This window comes from Marinomonas fungiae (genome assembly GCF_001418205.1).
GTDB lineage: Bacteria > Pseudomonadota > Gammaproteobacteria > Pseudomonadales > Marinomonadaceae > Marinomonas > Marinomonas fungiae.
On record NZ_LIQF01000003.1, the window covers coordinates 38,188 to 53,542 of the forward strand.

Consider the following 15,355-nt stretch of genomic DNA (forward strand, 5'->3'; position numbering starts at 1 on the left):
AAAAGCTCCAGTGAATGTGATGTCCTGAAACATATGTCATAGGCCCATTAAAGCGGGATTAGATGGTTTTAAGTGGGATATAGCGGGTAAGAATCGCTGAACACCAGATAAATAGAAGGCTAGAGCATCGACTCTGGCTTTTTTGCGTTTTGGGGAGTGGAAAGTTGCGTCCTACCTATTTTGCGCTTAAAGGCTACTTTAACCGCATCATTTGGCACAATGCTTAAAAGCTCTAACGCCCTAGGTAATAGATTTCTAACGTTAAACGCGTCCAATTCAATTTAAGTGAATCGGACGCTCTGGATTAAACGTCTTGACCGATACAAACAACCTTACCAATCACAGCTAGAGCTAGGGCTTTGTTTTATTGTCCCATTGCGTAGTCTTTGATCGCATTGAAACGCAGTTTCGCTTGTTTCGGTAATGTCTTGGGGATTGAAAATTCGGCAATATCACCATCTCCAGCTTGGATGATCATCACCATGCCCATGGTGATGTGCGGGGCGCATTCGATGCCGTAAAAGCCTTGTTCGGTGATTTCCATGGTGATGGGTTTGCCGATGTCCCCCCAGTAGCGGTTGGCTCGCCATGGCATCATGTAGTTGATGGTAGCGGCGTTGTGGCCAGGGTCGGTGGGCTCAAATGTTACTGTGTCGCCTACTTCAACTTTTAGAAAGCTGGGTTCAAAGGCCATGGTTCCCCATTCGTTTTGGTTGACCAGTTTTACGGTGTGTTCAGCACAGAGCGCGGCCGTTGTAAAAAATGTAAATGTTATGGTCATTATTAGTCTGTGTAGCATGCATCGCCTCATTTCAGTAGATCTAATACTATGTTGTACCTTGCTTATTAAACCCTCTTTCTTTTGAGTAATACTTGCTAAAACTCAAAAACGATCAATAGATCATGGTTGGTCAGTCTAATTATCCCCTATAAAGACAACCAACTGTTTACCAATCGGGGTACTATATCGCTGGCGTTTCCTCTTAAGTGATCAAATTTCTTCGGTGGCGTCATAGGGCTTGGGTCGATGATGTAACGATCTTGTGCACTGTGAGCGAATAGTATCAAGCTGGCGGCAGGTTGTACCTGTAGTGAGGTGCCTACCACTAGGATCTTATCAGCTTCGGCAAAAAGTTGGATGGATTCCTCCATAAAGAATGGCTCTTCAGCAAACCAGACAATGTGTGGCCGAAGTTGCAGGCCTGATTCACATCGCTGGCCGATGTTTACGGCGTCATAGCCAATATCATATAGATGGTAATCACTGGGTAAATCGCTTCGTACCTTGGTGACTTCTCCGTGGAGGTGGAGGATTTTGCTTGAACCTGCTCGCTCGTGTAGATCATCCACGTTTTGTGTAATCACAGTAACATCGTATTGGGACTCAAGTTGTGCGATAGCTAGATGTGCTGCGTTGGGACTGGCCTTTGCTACTTCCTTGCGTCGTTGATTATAGAATTCGAGCACTTTTTGCGGATCTTTGTGCCAGCCTTCGGGGTGGCAAACGTCGCGGATATCATGTTGATGCCATAGGCCAGTATCCCCACGGTAGGTTTCGATGCCGCTCTCAACGCTAATACCGGCCCCAGTAAATACGACGATCTTTTGTTTGTTCATCTATATTTTCTCTTTTTTGAGCTCATTTTTATCCTTAGCTACTAAATCTCTTGGTGCGAGTTTAAACTGGATTCATGTCGCACTTGTGAGTGGCTTGTTTCAATGGAGCATGTAATTTAATTCAATTTTTAATAATAAATAACTTTCGGTGCCAGATATGTCCCAATCGCAATCTTATTGTGTCGCTTTGCAGCCCATTTGTAATGCTGAAATGATTCATGTGGCGGATGAGCTTTTGTATCGTTCAACATCTTTGATGTCGAGTGCTGTCATTGATGATGAACTGATGGCAACAGCTCGGGCGATTAATGCTGCGTTTTATGAAACTGGGTTAGAGAATCTATGTGGTTCAGGAAAGTTGTTTTTTAACGCGCCTCGAGAGTGGTTGTTTAAGCCTGAATTGCTGCCGCCTTACCCAAATCAGGTGGTAGTGGAAGTGCTAGAAAGTGTCAAAGGCGATCCGGAGGTAATCAAAGCCATAAAGCACGTTAAGTCCTTAGGTTATCAGATTGCACTGGATGATTTTGAATTGTCCGAAGACACTAAGCCGCTACTTGAGGTCGCAGATATTATCAAGCTCGACATGCTGACTCAGCACCAGCCTGAAGCCATTGAGTTATACCTTGAAAGGGGCATTCAACTGTTGGCAGAAAAAGTTGAAGACTTAACTGAGTTTGAGCGCTGTAAAGCCATGGGGTTCAGTTTGTTTCAGGGATATTTTTATGCCAAGCCTTCGATCAGAAGTGCCACAGATGTTGAGCGTAGCGGTAATACGCATGCCCGTTTAGAAATACTACAAGAGCTCTATCAAGATGATGTAGATCTCGCTAAGGTTGAGCAGCTTGTAATGCTTGAGCCGCAACTTGTTTTACGACTACTTCGAATGATCAACTCAGCGCAATATAAGCGGGCTAATACCATCAGCCATTTACATCAAGCCGTTACCCTGTTGGGGATTGAAAAGTTGCGTACGTTAGTCAGTACCTTGGTGCTGGCTAATGATAACCCTTGCAAGATGTTGTTGTTACCGAAAGTGCTGACTCGGGCAGCAATGTGCCAAGCTTTAGCAAAAAATGAGTTTAGGGCGAACCCAGATGAGGCCTTTATGGTTGGCTTGTTGTCTATGGCGGACTTAATGCTAGGTCAAAGTTTTAAGCAAATTTGTCAACAGCTCCCTTTAAGTGAAGATACGTGCCATGCATTAGTTGATCGCACGGGGAAACTTGGCAACATCCTGACATTGGTCATCACCTTTGAAAAAGCAGAGTTGCGCTCGGCGAGTCATAAAACAGTGGATAAACTGAATAGTTACTACCTTGAAAGCCGAAGTTGGGCGATGAACATGTTGGCTGGGCTGAATGCTTAATATCAATTGCGCCTGTACGCTGATACCATCGCTCGGGTCAATCAGCAGAATTAGTTTGTATCATGATCCGATTACATTGTAGTAATAAGTTACGTCCAAAGTTGCCAACCAATGCTCAGGGGCGTTTACCAGGCGTTAATTCGGGTGTTATCCAAGGTTTAGAGGCCTTGAACCCCATAAGTGGTTGGCATGCGAGTTTGTTTTTAATTAAAGGTCGTAACTGTGTTATTTGTGTTCATGAAGCAACACGTTTTGTGATTTACATTCCCTGTGTTCACAAAACAGATTTTGCTAAGTTGGATGGCCTTTTTGCTGAAGCACTGTTGCAAGCATTAACGGCTTGTCAGGCAACAGAAGCGCATTTGGAAACGGTCAAGAATCTCTTGCAACCCCTCGTGATGGATGGGGAATGTAAGGATGCTATGTTGGTCTGCTTAAATCAGGCCAAAGCCTGTATCGAACAGATGCTTTGGGACGAGAATACCCCGTTTGAAAAACTGCCGTTCTCTAAGGCGAGTTTTTTATTAGCTGAAATGCCGTTTAACTTGCAGGCGAAAAAAGAAGTCGTCTGGCCGAAAAAGCTAATGTTGAGACTCTTAGATGAAGCGTCGAGTTGCTATCAGCGGGCGACCAGTCATCGAACGCAGCAAGCGAATGTCACTAATACTGATACAAATGTCGTATCTTTCGCAGACTTTAAAAAAACGCGTAAGCCTTAGTGATGCCGATGCCTAGCTGGCAATGCTTAACGTTTACTGTCCAACATTATTTCAAATCTTCGATGCTGAGGCCTTTCTGCTCCATAATGGCCAAGATTTTTTGTGCTTCATTAGATCGTGCGTCCATAGCAGATAAGGCCGCCTCAATAAGATCCAGTAAAGCAGATCGCTCGAGACTCGTTAATAGGCTGCAGTACTTCTGAAGATCTGTGATTTTTGGCTGTTGCATTTGAATACGATCTAGCAACATAAGAACAGTGCTCTCAATGGGCACATTCTTGGCTTCCCAGTCATAGCCAGAGGATTTATGGCGTTTCAATCCCTTCTGTAATTTCTCCAATTCAGGACGTAATTCGTGACGTCTTGCCAAATTAGCAATGCATTTAGAAGAGGTAGGAACAACCGTCAAACTGTAAGCAAGGGATTTAATAAGGTTCGATAATTCGTTCATTTATTTGGTGTGAAATCTCATTGGTAACAAAGAAGTCAGCCGGTGAAAGATACGCCGGTTTGATTCAACAGTTAACTGATTTGAAATGCTACATTACATCCTTATACGTTTATATCATAGGCTTTATGGCGGTAAATGGTCTAACTATTTTGGGCATTAGTAGCGAATTATCACTAATTTTTGAATAATTGGTAATAGCTTTTGCATTGTGTCCTACCTGACCTCAACCTAGCTTACGTTTTAGAATGAATTTAGTGATTGATAAGTAGTGGGAAAGTGTGAGTTTGAGTACACTGTGTTGGCATTTTGCACTGTATTAACGTGTCTAAAAGGAGACGGTCATGGACACGCTGGTGGCGTTTTTTTCAACATATGAAGCTCAAATTTTTACCATTGTTAAAAATATATTACTTGCTTGCCTGATTATTTTTGCAGCGTCCTTTACCTCTAAGCTGGTTCGTAAAGCGGTGTTTGCTGGTGTATCAAGACTAAGTAATAACGATGAGATAATCTCTAATCTGTTATCAAAAGTCGCTTCTTATGCAGTTTACTTAATCGGCTTGGTCATCATTCTAGATTTGTTTGGCGTCAACACCGCGAGTTTGGTTGCACTAGTGGGTGCGGCGGGTTTAGCGATTGGTCTAGCTTTGAAAGATACACTAAGCAATATCGCGGCGGGCATCATGATCCTGTTTCTAAAGCCTATTAAAAAAGGCGAGTATGTAGAATTTTCAGGCAACATGGGCACAGTCACGGACATTGGGTTGTTTACTTCCGTGTTTGAAACTGCGGATGGATTGTACATTTCTAGCCCGAATAGTGTCGTCTGGAACGCAACCATAAAGAACTTTAGCCGCAACAGTAAGCGTCGCTTGGAAGTGACCGTCGGTATTTCTTACAAAGACTCGATTGATGTTGGAATGAAGGTTCTGCTTGATCTGGCTGCCGAATACGATGTGATCATGAAAGATCCTGCGCCGCAGGTAATTGTACACATGCTGGCGGACAGTTCGGTCAATCTCCAGCTACGCGCATGGGTGGCGCCTGATAAGTTCTGGGATACCCATTGGGCGATTCAAAAACAGGTGAAGCCACGCATCGAAGCAGCGGGTCTTACTATTCCATTTCCTCAGCGCGACTTGCATATCGTTAAGCAAGATTAAGCGGGTTGCTTACAAACAAGCTGGTCATTCTCTCAGTCACACAGCGATAACTTCTACAAGAACGCCTTCAGCAATGAAGGCGTTTTTTTTGCGCTGTAAGAAGATGCTGAGGCTCCGGTGATAATGAAAAACTATTGAAGTACATTGAAAAACAATATTTCTATAATTGGATAAGGTCCCCTAAGCTGTAAAGAAATCACATTGCACTGAAAAATGTGATCTTGAATAAGCAGTTATGCGTATGCCCTAGAATAATCTACCTTTAACTAGTTAGCTGTTAAACGTGGACATACCACTTTAAATGAGAATAAGGAGCCTAGTCGTGAGTCAGAATAACAACACATCAGAAGGTAAATGCCCTGTCATGCATGGAAGCCATACTGAATCGGGCGATTCCGTAATGGCATGGTGGCCAAAGGCACTTAATCTAGATATTTTGCATCAGCATGACACCAAGACAAATCCATTTGGTGACAGTTTTAATTACGCTGAAGAGTTCAAAAAGCTTGATCTTGAAAAAGTTAAAAACGACTTAAAAGATTTAATGACAAATAGCCAGTCATGGTGGCCTGCCGATTGGGGTCATTACGGTGGTTTGATGATTCGTATGGCTTGGCACTCAGCAGGTAGTTACCGTGAAGCAGATGGTCGAGGTGGTTCTAATACCGGTAATCAGCGTTTTGCACCCTTAAACAGCTGGCCCGACAACGCTAACTTGGATAAAGCGCGACGTTTGCTTTGGCCGATTAAGCAGAAGTACGGTAACAAATTGTCTTGGGCAGATTTGATGATTCTCGCTGGTAATATGGCGTATGAGTCCATGGGTTTCAAAACGTTTGGTTTTGGCGGTGGCCGTGAAGACATTTGGCACCCAGAAAAAGATGTGTACTGGGGCTCGGAAAAAGAATGGTTAGCAACGAGTGACAACGAAAATAGCCGTTACTCAGGTGAGCGCGATCTACAAAACCCATTGGCAGCTGTCATGATGGGCTTGATCTATGTAAACCCAGAAGGGGTGGATGGACAGCCTGATCCGTTGAAAACAGCGCAAGATATCCGCGTTACCTTTGCCCGTATGGCAATGAATGATGAAGAAACGGTTGCGTTGACCGCGGGTGGCCACACGGTGGGTAAAGCTCACGGTAATGGTGATGCGGCAGATCTTGGTCGTGAACCAGAAGCGGCGGAAATTGAAGAACAGGGTTTAGGCTGGAATAATCACAAGTCACGTGGTGTGGGTCGCAATACTGTCACCAGTGGTATTGAAGGGGCTTGGACTACCAATCCAACGCAATTTGATATGGGCTACTTTGATATGTTGCTCGATCATGAATGGGAGAATGTCAAAAGCCCTGCGGGTGCTTGGCAGTGGCAACCAATCGACATCAAAGAAGAAGATAAGCCAGTGGACGTGGAAGACCCAAGTATTCGCCACATGCCAATGATGACAGATGCGGATATGGCCATGAAAATGGACCCTGAGTACCGCAGAATCATGGATAACTTCCGTGCAAACCCTGATTACTTCAAAGATGTCTTTGCACGTGCTTGGTTTAAATTGACGCACCGCGATATGGGGCCTAAGTGTCGCTACCTTGGACCAGATGTTCCGCAAGAAGATTTGATTTGGCAAGATCCTGTTCCAACGGTGGATTACACACTGAGTGATGCAGAAATTGCTGACTTAAAAGCCAAAATTTTAGCATCGGGATTAACCATTGCTGAGTTGGTGGCAACGGCTTGGGATAGCGCTCGTACTTTCCGTGGTTCTGATTACCGCGGTGGTGCAAATGGCGCTCGTATTCGTTTGGCACCGCAGAAAGATTGGCAAGGCAACGAGCCTGAGCGTTTACAGAAAGTGTTGTCTGTTTTGGAAGGTATTCAGAAGACATTGAGTAAGCCAGTGAGTATGGCTGACCTAATCGTCTTGGCGGGTAGTGCTGCGGTTGAAAAAGCGGCTTACGATGCCGATGTACACATCAAGGTGCCGTTCACTCCAGGTCGTGGTGATGCCACCGATGAACAAACCGATGTAGATTCTTTTGCGGTATTGGAGCCACTACACGATGGTTTCCGTAACTGGCAAAAACAACATTACGTGGTGCAACCTGAAGAAATGCTTTTAGATCGTGCGCAATTAATGGGCTTAACGGCTCCAGAGATGACAGTATTGATCGGCGGGATGCGTGTACTTGGCACTAACCATGGTGGTACAAAACATGGTGTTTTGACCTACCGAGAGGGGGTTCTGAGTAATGACTTCTTTGTTAACTTGACCGACATGAGAAACACTTGGAAACCGACAGGCCGTAACTCTTACGAGATCTGTAACCGAGAAACTGGGGATGTGAAATGGACAGCAACTCGTGTGGACTTGGTGTTTGGTTCAAACTCCATTCTGCGGGCTTACTCTGAATTCTACGCACAGGACGACAACCAAGAAAAGTTTGTGCAAGACTTCGTGAAAGCGTGGGTGAAAGTCATGAATGCGGACCGTTTTGATTTAAAATAGCCCCCACACATTAAGTGCTATCGAGTAATGTTGGGTGATACCAACAGTAGAAACGCCTTAGTCTTCGGCTAAGGCGTTTTTTTTGCGGCTTGTGGCGTTGAAGCCTCCGTCTAAATCGTTAACACTTGTTGATCAAATAATGAAATCATATTCGGACAAACACCATGACTGTAAAACGGACCCCGCTGCACACCCGCAATATTAATATTCAAGGCTATAAACGTGAAGATGGGTTATGGGAAGTGGAGGGGGTTCTGGAAGATACGAAAGGATACCCGTTTTCATTAGAAGATCGCGGTTTGATCGAAATTGGTGATTTTTTACATCGTATGACATTAACACTGGTGTTTGATGACAGTTTCACCATCCGTGACGTGCATGCGCAAATGCATAACACTCCTTATTTAGACTGTTCTGGTGCAGCACCTCAATATCGAGAGTTGATTGGCTTGCGTATCCAAAAAGGTTGGATAACTGACGCAAAGACGGCTCTGGGGCGAACCACGAGTTGTACCCATTTAACGGAAATGTTGCCACCATTAGCGACGGCTGCCTTACAGACTGTACGTGGCTATAAATTAAACTATGATCCAGATTACGCTACCGGATCCGAAGAGCGTAAGACTGTACGTAATACCTGTTATGGATTCCGAGATGGCGGCCGCGCGCAGCAGCGTTTATGGCCAAATGCAACAGATGAGCAGAGCGAAGCCTAGAGGCTTCGCTTGAATTGTTCGACCGCATTGACGACCTCCTGCGCGCCGATCTGAATATCGTTAATGACTACTCCTGCATCACTGGATAGCTGATGAGCTTCATTCACCTTATCAAGGCTTTGTCTAATTAAGCCAACGGCTTGCTCAGTCAGTTTTTTGTTTTCCGTCACGACCTCAATGATCTGCTCAGTGGCTGAGCTGGTTCGACACAATAAGCAGTTAAGCACTTGCTGTTTTTAACAGGTACGGGCTGCATAATCACTCGATACCAATGATCCTCACCATCTTTGCCAATAAATTGCATCGCTCCGTGCCAATGTTCGCCGTTACGAATGGCATCTAGCATTGCTTGGGTGTGCTGGCTATTTTGGGCTTTTTTCGAAATATGGTGGCTAATTTGCCCTAGTTCATGCAATTGAAAACCGCAGGATGACAAGAAGTGAGCGTTGGCTTCAATAATGCTGCCTTGTCTATCGACAGCAAAATACAGCATCTCCTCCATTAGGTCTTGGCGGATACTTTGGAAGACGGCTAGTTCATGCTCCAATTCTGCAATACGTTGTGTTGTTTTCCTCGATTGAAAAAAACATACAGATATTTTCCTCTTATCACCTTTACCACATTGACTACTCGACTTCTTGCTGAGTAGATAAATGGCATAAATGAAATGTAAAAACGTATCCAGTGAAATTTGAACGTTAATTCCATTAAAACTCAAAAGATCGGAAACGATAAAATGTATCTAGTTAACTTGCTTAGAGAAACGAAATGGGTTCGACATTTAAACTCGTGTTTTACGCATTAGCTTAGACATTTAGATGACTTAAGTTTGCGCATTAATTGTGGTTATTAGTCGAATCCTAATTCTCGATGTCACTTCCGTAAATGTTTTAATGATGTCTTGTTGCAATGTTAAGAAATGCCAACGTTTGAAAGTAAAAAATCCCCTTGTAGGCTGCACTGCAAGGGGATTATGGTGGCATATTGAGTGGGCGGCGTTAGCCAGCGTAGGAGCGCTTTTTTTAGCTGATCCTCGTAAACAGCGCTACCGTTCTGGTTGGGGTGTCATGATTTTGTAACCTTATCCGTCCCAAGATGTTGTAAGGTAATAACTTTTTACATTCAGGGGCGGCATGGCGTTAATACATCCTCTTAATATGGTTCAGGAAGATCTCACGTTTTTGCTTAGGGAAATTGTTAAGCACGGGGATTTCGCGCTGTTGTTTTTCAAAACGGGTTCACCTGATGTTTTGAGCAGAATAAAGTCGCGTGCTGGCTATGTACAAACCTTGCGTGAGAAGATCGAGCTAAGTTGTGCTCGGCTGGTAGAGCGTCGAAAACTAGGTACTTCCTATTATAATCGCGTGCTTGCTGTACGCGGTTTTGCCAATGCGCTAGCCGATCTAGGTGGCGGTTTAATTGAGTGTGTCGAAGCCGCTACGTTGGCATCTGCCTTTCGTCATCCAGCAGCGGATAAATGCATCAAGTTTATCAAGCATTTAAAGCGCTCTATCTTATTAACGCAATTTGGTTTTAAGGAAGAAGTGCGTCGAACCAGTATTAAAGTGGCTCGCAGAGCGGACAAATTGGCCCACCTCTTTACCGATATTCAAACTCAAACACTGGCTCAAAAAGACACCCTAAGCGACAGTGAATTGAATGCCGCTTTTCTTTGTAATGCCCATTTAAAACGATTGATTAAGCTCTTGGCCAACGCCGCCGATGCACTGATTAAAGTCGATCTGGGGCATGTGGCAACGCTACAAAACTACCAACACCTCAAGCGTGCGTCTAATTCACTGAACCATGCGTTGGGTGATCTCAAAGTAAAGCGTTTAGCTCTGACTCGTTCTGGCAGTGCGATCGCATCTCTGAGTCGTGAAAATGAAGCCGGCCAGCGTGTGTTAGCGGTCTATAAAGAAGGCCAGAAAAGCAAGATTGAAGAAGAAGTCCAAGGTGTGGAGAACTGGCGCAAATTTAACCCAAGATTGGCTCCTGATGTGCTGATGCAAACCGACGGGCAAGATGACACCTCTGCTTTGCTGATCGAGCATATTCCAGGTAAGACATTTGAATCCTTATTACGGGAAGGGAAGGAAAAACCATTGCAGCAGGCCTTGGCGGCTTTGTTTAAAGTATTGAGTGGCGCATGGCAAAGTACCTTGAGTAAAGAGCCTGCTAAGGCACAGTTTATGCGGCAGTTACAGAAGCGTATCAATGATTGCATGGCGGTCCATCCTGACTTCTTTCAGGATCAACACAATCTTTGTGGTTTGGTCAAACCTAGCTTTCTAGAACTAGTGTCTATGGTAGAACAACGGGAAAGTCGTTGGGCCACTACCTTTTCGGTGCTCATTCATGGGGATTTTAACGTCGATAACCTGATGTTCGATGGGGTGGAAAAGCGCATTTATTTTATCGATCTGCATCGCTCTAGTTATTTTGATTATGCGCAAGATCTCTCAGTGCTAATGGTATCGATCTATCGTATGCAAATTTTAGAGCCAAAACAGCGTGAGCTGATGATGGATTGTGCCAAACAGATTTACTTATTCGGTCTTCGCTTTGCGAAACGCCAACAAGACCAGACCTATGAACTGCGCATGGCCGCAGGGCTTGCTCGCTCTTTTGCTAGCTCCACACGTTTTGTGTTGGATAAGACGTTATCAACACGTATGCACCTTCGTGCACGATATTTATTAGAAAAGCTGGCGTATCTGCCAGCTGAAAAAGAGGCGAATTTTAAGCTTCCACTAAAGGAGTTATATGGTGAATAAACCCAAAATTGGGGTGGTTGGAATCCCTGGGAAATGGTCTACAGAAGTGTTGGCAGATCGTTTGGAAGCATTAACAGGATTTCGTGCTGTCATTGATATGGCTAAGGTGGAGCTACGCTTAGATACTAACCAGTTGATGTTTGGCGATCTGGATCTCGCCCAATTGGACGGCATCATTGTTAAGAAAATCAGTGAAGTCTATGCCCCGAGCACCGAAGATCGCATACATGTGCTGTCCCATATTGAAAAATTAGGCGTGCCGATTTTTAGCTCTGCACAAGCGATTGGTAACTTGATTAACCGTTTAAGCGGAACCTTGGCATTGCAGCAGGGTGGGGTGCCGATGCCAAAGACACGCATCACCGAAGATGTAGAACAGGCGTTGCAAACGGTACACGATTTTGGCTCAGTAATTTTGAAGCCGCTTTATTCTACGAAAGCTCGTGGCATGGTGATGCTGACTGCGACACAAGGTGAAGCGGACTTGCGCCAAGCGTTGCAAGAGTATCGTCAGTGCAATAGCCTGTTTTACATACAGCAAACGGTTAATTTGGATGGCAGAGACTTAGGCATGGTATTTCTGGGGGGACAATACCTGTGTACCTATGCGCGAGTGGGGAATACAGACTCGTGGAACACCACTATTCACAGTGGTGGTCATTATGAGTTATTTGAAGCCGATGAAGCATTGATTGAACTGGGGCGCAAAGCTCAGGCGTGTTTCGATTTAAGCTTTACCACGGTTGATATCGCACTGACAGATCAAGGCCCCGTAGTATTTGAAGTGTCGGCTTTTGGTGGTTTTAAAGGCGCCTTAGAAGGTTGTCAGATCGATGCGGCAGAAGCCTATGCTCAGTATGTAATTGAGCAGGTTCAACAAAGAGGAGTGCTCTAATGCTGTCAGATCTGTTTGACCAAACTCAGTTACAAATGGCACAGAGCGAGTGTGTTTATCAGCGAACTTATGACTTTGCCGATTTAGGTATCCAGGTCTTTAGTAATCATGAGTCTTTGCTCATGGCGTTAGACCAGTATTACAAAAGTTATATCGATCAAGCACAGGCTAGCCAGTATCTTGAGCTTTATGTGATTGAGCAAGCGGTGCTTGGAGAGGAGCTGGGTTGGCTAGAAGTGCCAAGAGAAGCAGGCAAAACGGGCCGCAAAGAAGGTTATTTGGATGCTTGGTCTGGGGCACGTTGGATCAAGAAATTTAAGACGGGCCTAACCTTATTACAGTCCTGTCAGACGCCAACCGTAGTGGGACCTTGTATGGCCAACTTGGCACAAGTCGTTAACTTTATTAATAACCAATGTCTGAACCATTATCTGAGCCAAAGCTATGAATTGGGGCACGCCTCAGCGTTTACTCGAAACGGCAAGGTGACAGCGATTGCCGCCGGCTCAGGTGGCGGTAAGTCTACGCTAATGCTACGGTGTTTAGAAAATACCGCGCGCGATTTTATTACCAATGACCGTTTGTTATTTAAGCGGGCAGGCGAGCGTGTTCATGCTGTAGGAATCGCCAAACTGCCGCGTGTGAATCCTGGTACTTTGCTGAATTCCGAGCGATTGCAGCACATTTTGCCACCAGAGCGTCAACAGGCATTGCGCGAGTTGAGTAAAGCCGAATTGTGGTCTTTAGAAGAAAAGTACGACGTACAGATTGAAGACGAATACGGTATTGGTCGTGTAGCGACGGATGGCGCGTTAGCGCATTTGGTGATGCTCGACTGGTCTTTAGACAGCACTGAGCCGACGCAATTACTGCCAGTAGACTTAAGCGCTGAAGCGGAAGAGATAGATGGCTTGCGAAAGCGTCCAGGGCCGTTTTATCAGAATCAATCCGGTGAATTTTGTACCGATTTGAATGAATTGGCTCCTTTATCGCAATATTGCCAAACACTTGCGCCGGTTAAGGTCTATCGTTTAATCGGTCAGATTGATTTCGATCGGGCTTTTGAATTGCTGGAGAGTTTGTAATGGCCATTTGTGCTCTGATTCGCCATGGGGCGTACCAACAGCTGGAAAATACCCCCAGTGCATTACAGCCTTATCCATTAACCCCAGAGGGGGAGCAAGAGGTGCGCCGCCAAGCGGGGCTGTTTCGCGAGTGGTTGCTGGCGTCGGGGCACAAGGTCGATCCGATTATCGACGCATCGAGTTTGTTGCGCGCCTGGCAAACGGCCAAAATCTATCAAGAAGAATTGTTCGGTCTGTTTGACGGTGAGCCTCAGGTGCAAAGCTTTGCTTGTCTATGTGAGCGCAGTGTCGGTAGCGTAGCAAATCTTTCGGTGGCTGAAATTGAGCGTATTTTAACGTTAGACCCTAGGTTTGAGTCCGCTCCCGATGGCTGGAAATCAGACAGTTATTATTGTTTGCCATTTGACGGCGCCGAATCCTTGTTACAAGCTGGAGAGAGAGTGGCGCAGCATATTCAAGCATGGCAACAGCAAACTGACTCGAGCTGTTCGTTAATTAAGTTATTTGTTGGGCATGGGGCTTCGATTAGGCATGCGGCATGTTATATGGATGTCATGAAGTTGTGTGATATTAAACAATTTAGTATGCACTATGGACATCCAGTGGTTTTGGAATTTGTTGGCAATAAGACAACCCGGCTGTATGGGGATTGGAAGCAGCGAACGCTGCAAGATGTTCCAGATTAATGGCCTCAGAATGACGAAGGTGTCGCATTGATTAAGCAGAATAGACTTCCTACGATTGTAAACTCTCCTCTTCATGAGGAAATCCTTTCTCGTATTCCGAGTAATTTGGTTCTGTGGCCCCGTGAAAGTTGCTCGTTTAATCACAAAGCCCTAGATACGCATCAGTTACCAAACAAATATTGGCAAAAGAAAGTGCGCTGGCCGAGCCGACCAGTGGTATTCATTTCGGATCCGCACGCCGATGCGGAAGCCTTTGAGAATTCCTTGATTGCAGCGGGTGTTGCTGAGCGGACTAAACCAGGCTTGAGGCAGTTGAAACTGACTAAGTTCGGTAAAACCGCTGAGATTATGGTGGGGGGAGATTGCTTAGATAAAGGCCCTAGTAACTTAGAGTTACTGCGTAGTTTAAAGCAATTATATAAGTTAAAGGCCAAGGTAACCTTGCTGGCGGGAAATCATGATCTACGCTTGCGGATGGGCTTGTTGGCCATTTCGCGTAAAAAAGATGCGGGTAATCAACACTTTTTTGTGCGTATGGGGAAGAAGATCGTACCACTCTTCAAAGAAGTCTTTGAGCAATACCTTGATGGCACCAAGTGGGAAAAAACTGTGCCCGACGAAGCCACTTGTCGCAAGATCCTATTTCCAAATGAAGATTGGTTCAATGAGTTTCCCTTTCACGCGGCGGGCTTTTTGACTGCCGAAGGCATTGAACGAGAAGTGCGAAAGATGCATACCAAGGTCGATAAGTTTGAACGCCATTGCTTGGAAGCGGGTTTGACCTTACGACATGTCTACGCAGCGTCTATGCAATGTCAAAAGATGTTTCTCGACAAAAAAGGCGAATTTAGCTGGTTTTTTCGTAAGATGAAGCTGGTTGAAAAGCGTGGCTCTTTCTTATATTTGCATGCAGGGTTGGATGATGTCATGGGGCAAATGCTGTTAAAAAATGGCACGCGTTATGCTAATCGCGCCTTTCATCGGAATTTACAGCGTCGAGATTTATTTGGTTTTTACTATAGCCCTTTGGCGAATACCTTTAGAACTAAATATCGAGATGCTGACTTGCCGTTGACGCAGCGTGGGGTGAAGGCGATTCATAAGGCGGGCATTAAAGTCGTCGTCCAGGGCCATGTGAACCAAACGCACGGCCAACGAATTGCCATTAAAAAGGGATTAGTACACATAGAAGGTGATATTACTCTAGACGAGAACTCTCGTCGTCTAGAAGCCTTGACCGGTAAAGGCATGGGAGCAACCATTATAAGCAAGCAATTGGGCATCGTCGGCATCAGTTGTGATTACCCTGTGATTAAGCATTTACCCGCTACATCACTTAAGCATATTTATTCTTAAAAGATTATGAAG

15 protein-coding genes are annotated in these 15,355 nt (G+C 45.1%); 10 read left to right on the forward strand and 5 right to left on the reverse strand.

The features are described from left to right. Nucleotides 1-364 precede the first annotated feature (364 nt). Both ASC49_RS05135 and ASC49_RS05140 read right to left on the reverse strand, forming a co-directional pair. On the reverse strand, nucleotides 365-781 hold the full coding sequence (locus tag ASC49_RS05135; RefSeq protein ID WP_055462161.1) for a plastocyanin/azurin family copper-binding protein: 417 nt from the start codon (nucleotides 779-781) through the stop codon (nucleotides 365-367). Nucleotides 782-927: 146 nt separating this feature from the next. After that, entirely contained in the window at nucleotides 928-1,617 is a 690-nt protein-coding gene (locus ASC49_RS05140; RefSeq protein ID WP_055462162.1) for an SIR2 family NAD-dependent protein deacylase, read from the reverse strand. Nucleotides 1,618-1,774: 157 nt separating this feature from the next. Between ASC49_RS05140 and ASC49_RS05145 the strand changes: the two genes are divergently transcribed. Together ASC49_RS05145 and ASC49_RS05150 are read left to right on the forward strand one after the other, a co-directional pair. Beyond that, a complete protein-coding gene (locus ASC49_RS05145; protein ID WP_055462163.1) occupies nucleotides 1,775-2,983 on the forward strand; it encodes an EAL and HDOD domain-containing protein in 1,209 nt (402 codons plus the stop codon). Nucleotides 2,984-3,045: 62 nt separating this feature from the next. After that, nucleotides 3,046-3,702: a DUF6933 domain-containing protein gene (locus tag ASC49_RS05150; RefSeq protein ID WP_055462164.1), complete on the forward strand. Its 657-nt coding sequence runs from the start codon at nucleotides 3,046-3,048 to the stop codon at nucleotides 3,700-3,702. A gap of 46 nt (nucleotides 3,703-3,748) precedes the next feature. On the opposite strand, the gene ASC49_RS05155 is transcribed toward ASC49_RS05150, so the two are convergent. Next, nucleotides 3,749-4,153: a hypothetical protein gene (locus tag ASC49_RS05155; RefSeq protein WP_055462165.1), complete on the reverse strand. Its 405-nt coding sequence runs from the start codon at nucleotides 4,151-4,153 to the stop codon at nucleotides 3,749-3,751. A 341-nt stretch (nucleotides 4,154-4,494) separates the two neighbouring features. Between ASC49_RS05155 and ASC49_RS05160 the strand changes: the two genes are divergently transcribed. The 3 genes from ASC49_RS05160 (at nucleotide 4,495) to ASC49_RS05170 (ending at nucleotide 8,544) form a co-directional block, all read left to right on the forward strand. Continuing rightward, the gene (locus ASC49_RS05160) at nucleotides 4,495-5,316 is read left to right on the forward strand and encodes a mechanosensitive ion channel family protein (RefSeq protein WP_055462166.1); all 822 of its coding nucleotides are present in this window, start codon (nucleotides 4,495-4,497) and stop codon (nucleotides 5,314-5,316) included. Between the two features lie 301 nt (nucleotides 5,317-5,617). After that, nucleotides 5,618-7,828, forward strand: coding sequence for a catalase/peroxidase HPI (gene katG / locus ASC49_RS05165; RefSeq protein WP_055462167.1), 2,211 nt, complete (start codon nucleotides 5,618-5,620; stop codon nucleotides 7,826-7,828). Between the two features lie 164 nt (nucleotides 7,829-7,992). After that, on the forward strand, nucleotides 7,993-8,544 hold the full coding sequence (locus tag ASC49_RS05170; protein ID WP_055462168.1) for a DUF2889 domain-containing protein: 552 nt from the start codon (nucleotides 7,993-7,995) through the stop codon (nucleotides 8,542-8,544). Here ASC49_RS05170 and ASC49_RS19770 read toward each other — a convergent pair. Beyond that, on the reverse strand, nucleotides 8,541-8,714 hold the full coding sequence (locus tag ASC49_RS19770) for a hypothetical protein (RefSeq protein ID WP_156085538.1): 174 nt from the start codon (nucleotides 8,712-8,714) through the stop codon (nucleotides 8,541-8,543). The two genes, ASC49_RS05170 and ASC49_RS19770, sit on opposite strands and share 4 nt — an antisense overlap. Further along, entirely contained in the window at nucleotides 8,711-9,091 is a 381-nt protein-coding gene (locus ASC49_RS05175) for a PAS domain-containing protein (RefSeq protein WP_072242050.1), read from the reverse strand. The genes ASC49_RS19770 and ASC49_RS05175 overlap by 4 nt, the downstream gene beginning before the upstream one ends. A 586-nt stretch (nucleotides 9,092-9,677) precedes the next feature. On the opposite strand from ASC49_RS05175, the gene ASC49_RS05180 reads away from it, so the two are divergent. Genes ASC49_RS05180 through ASC49_RS05200 form a run of 5 tightly spaced genes read left to right on the forward strand, consistent with a single transcriptional unit; the run spans nucleotide 9,678 to nucleotide 15,343 of the window. Next, nucleotides 9,678-11,321, forward strand: a complete 1,644-nt coding sequence (locus ASC49_RS05180) for a phosphotransferase (protein ID WP_055462170.1) — start codon at nucleotides 9,678-9,680, stop codon at nucleotides 11,319-11,321. Beyond that, nucleotides 11,311-12,216 (forward strand): GAK system ATP-grasp enzyme, encoded by a 906-nt coding sequence (locus tag ASC49_RS05185; RefSeq protein ID WP_055462171.1) that lies wholly within the window; start codon nucleotides 11,311-11,313, stop codon nucleotides 12,214-12,216. The genes ASC49_RS05180 and ASC49_RS05185 overlap by 11 nt, the downstream gene beginning before the upstream one ends. Next, nucleotides 12,216-13,301, forward strand: coding sequence for an HprK-related kinase B (locus ASC49_RS05190; RefSeq protein WP_055462172.1), 1,086 nt, complete (start codon nucleotides 12,216-12,218; stop codon nucleotides 13,299-13,301). Before ASC49_RS05185 ends, ASC49_RS05190 begins: the two co-directional genes overlap by 1 nt. After that, a complete protein-coding gene (locus ASC49_RS05195) occupies nucleotides 13,301-13,987 on the forward strand; it encodes a histidine phosphatase family protein (RefSeq protein ID WP_055462173.1) in 687 nt (228 codons plus the stop codon). The genes ASC49_RS05190 and ASC49_RS05195 overlap by 1 nt, the downstream gene beginning before the upstream one ends. A gap of 27 nt (nucleotides 13,988-14,014) precedes the next feature. Next, a complete protein-coding gene (locus tag ASC49_RS05200) occupies nucleotides 14,015-15,343 on the forward strand; it encodes a metallophosphoesterase family protein (protein ID WP_245624641.1) in 1,329 nt (442 codons plus the stop codon). Nucleotides 15,344-15,355: the final 12 nt, after the last annotated feature.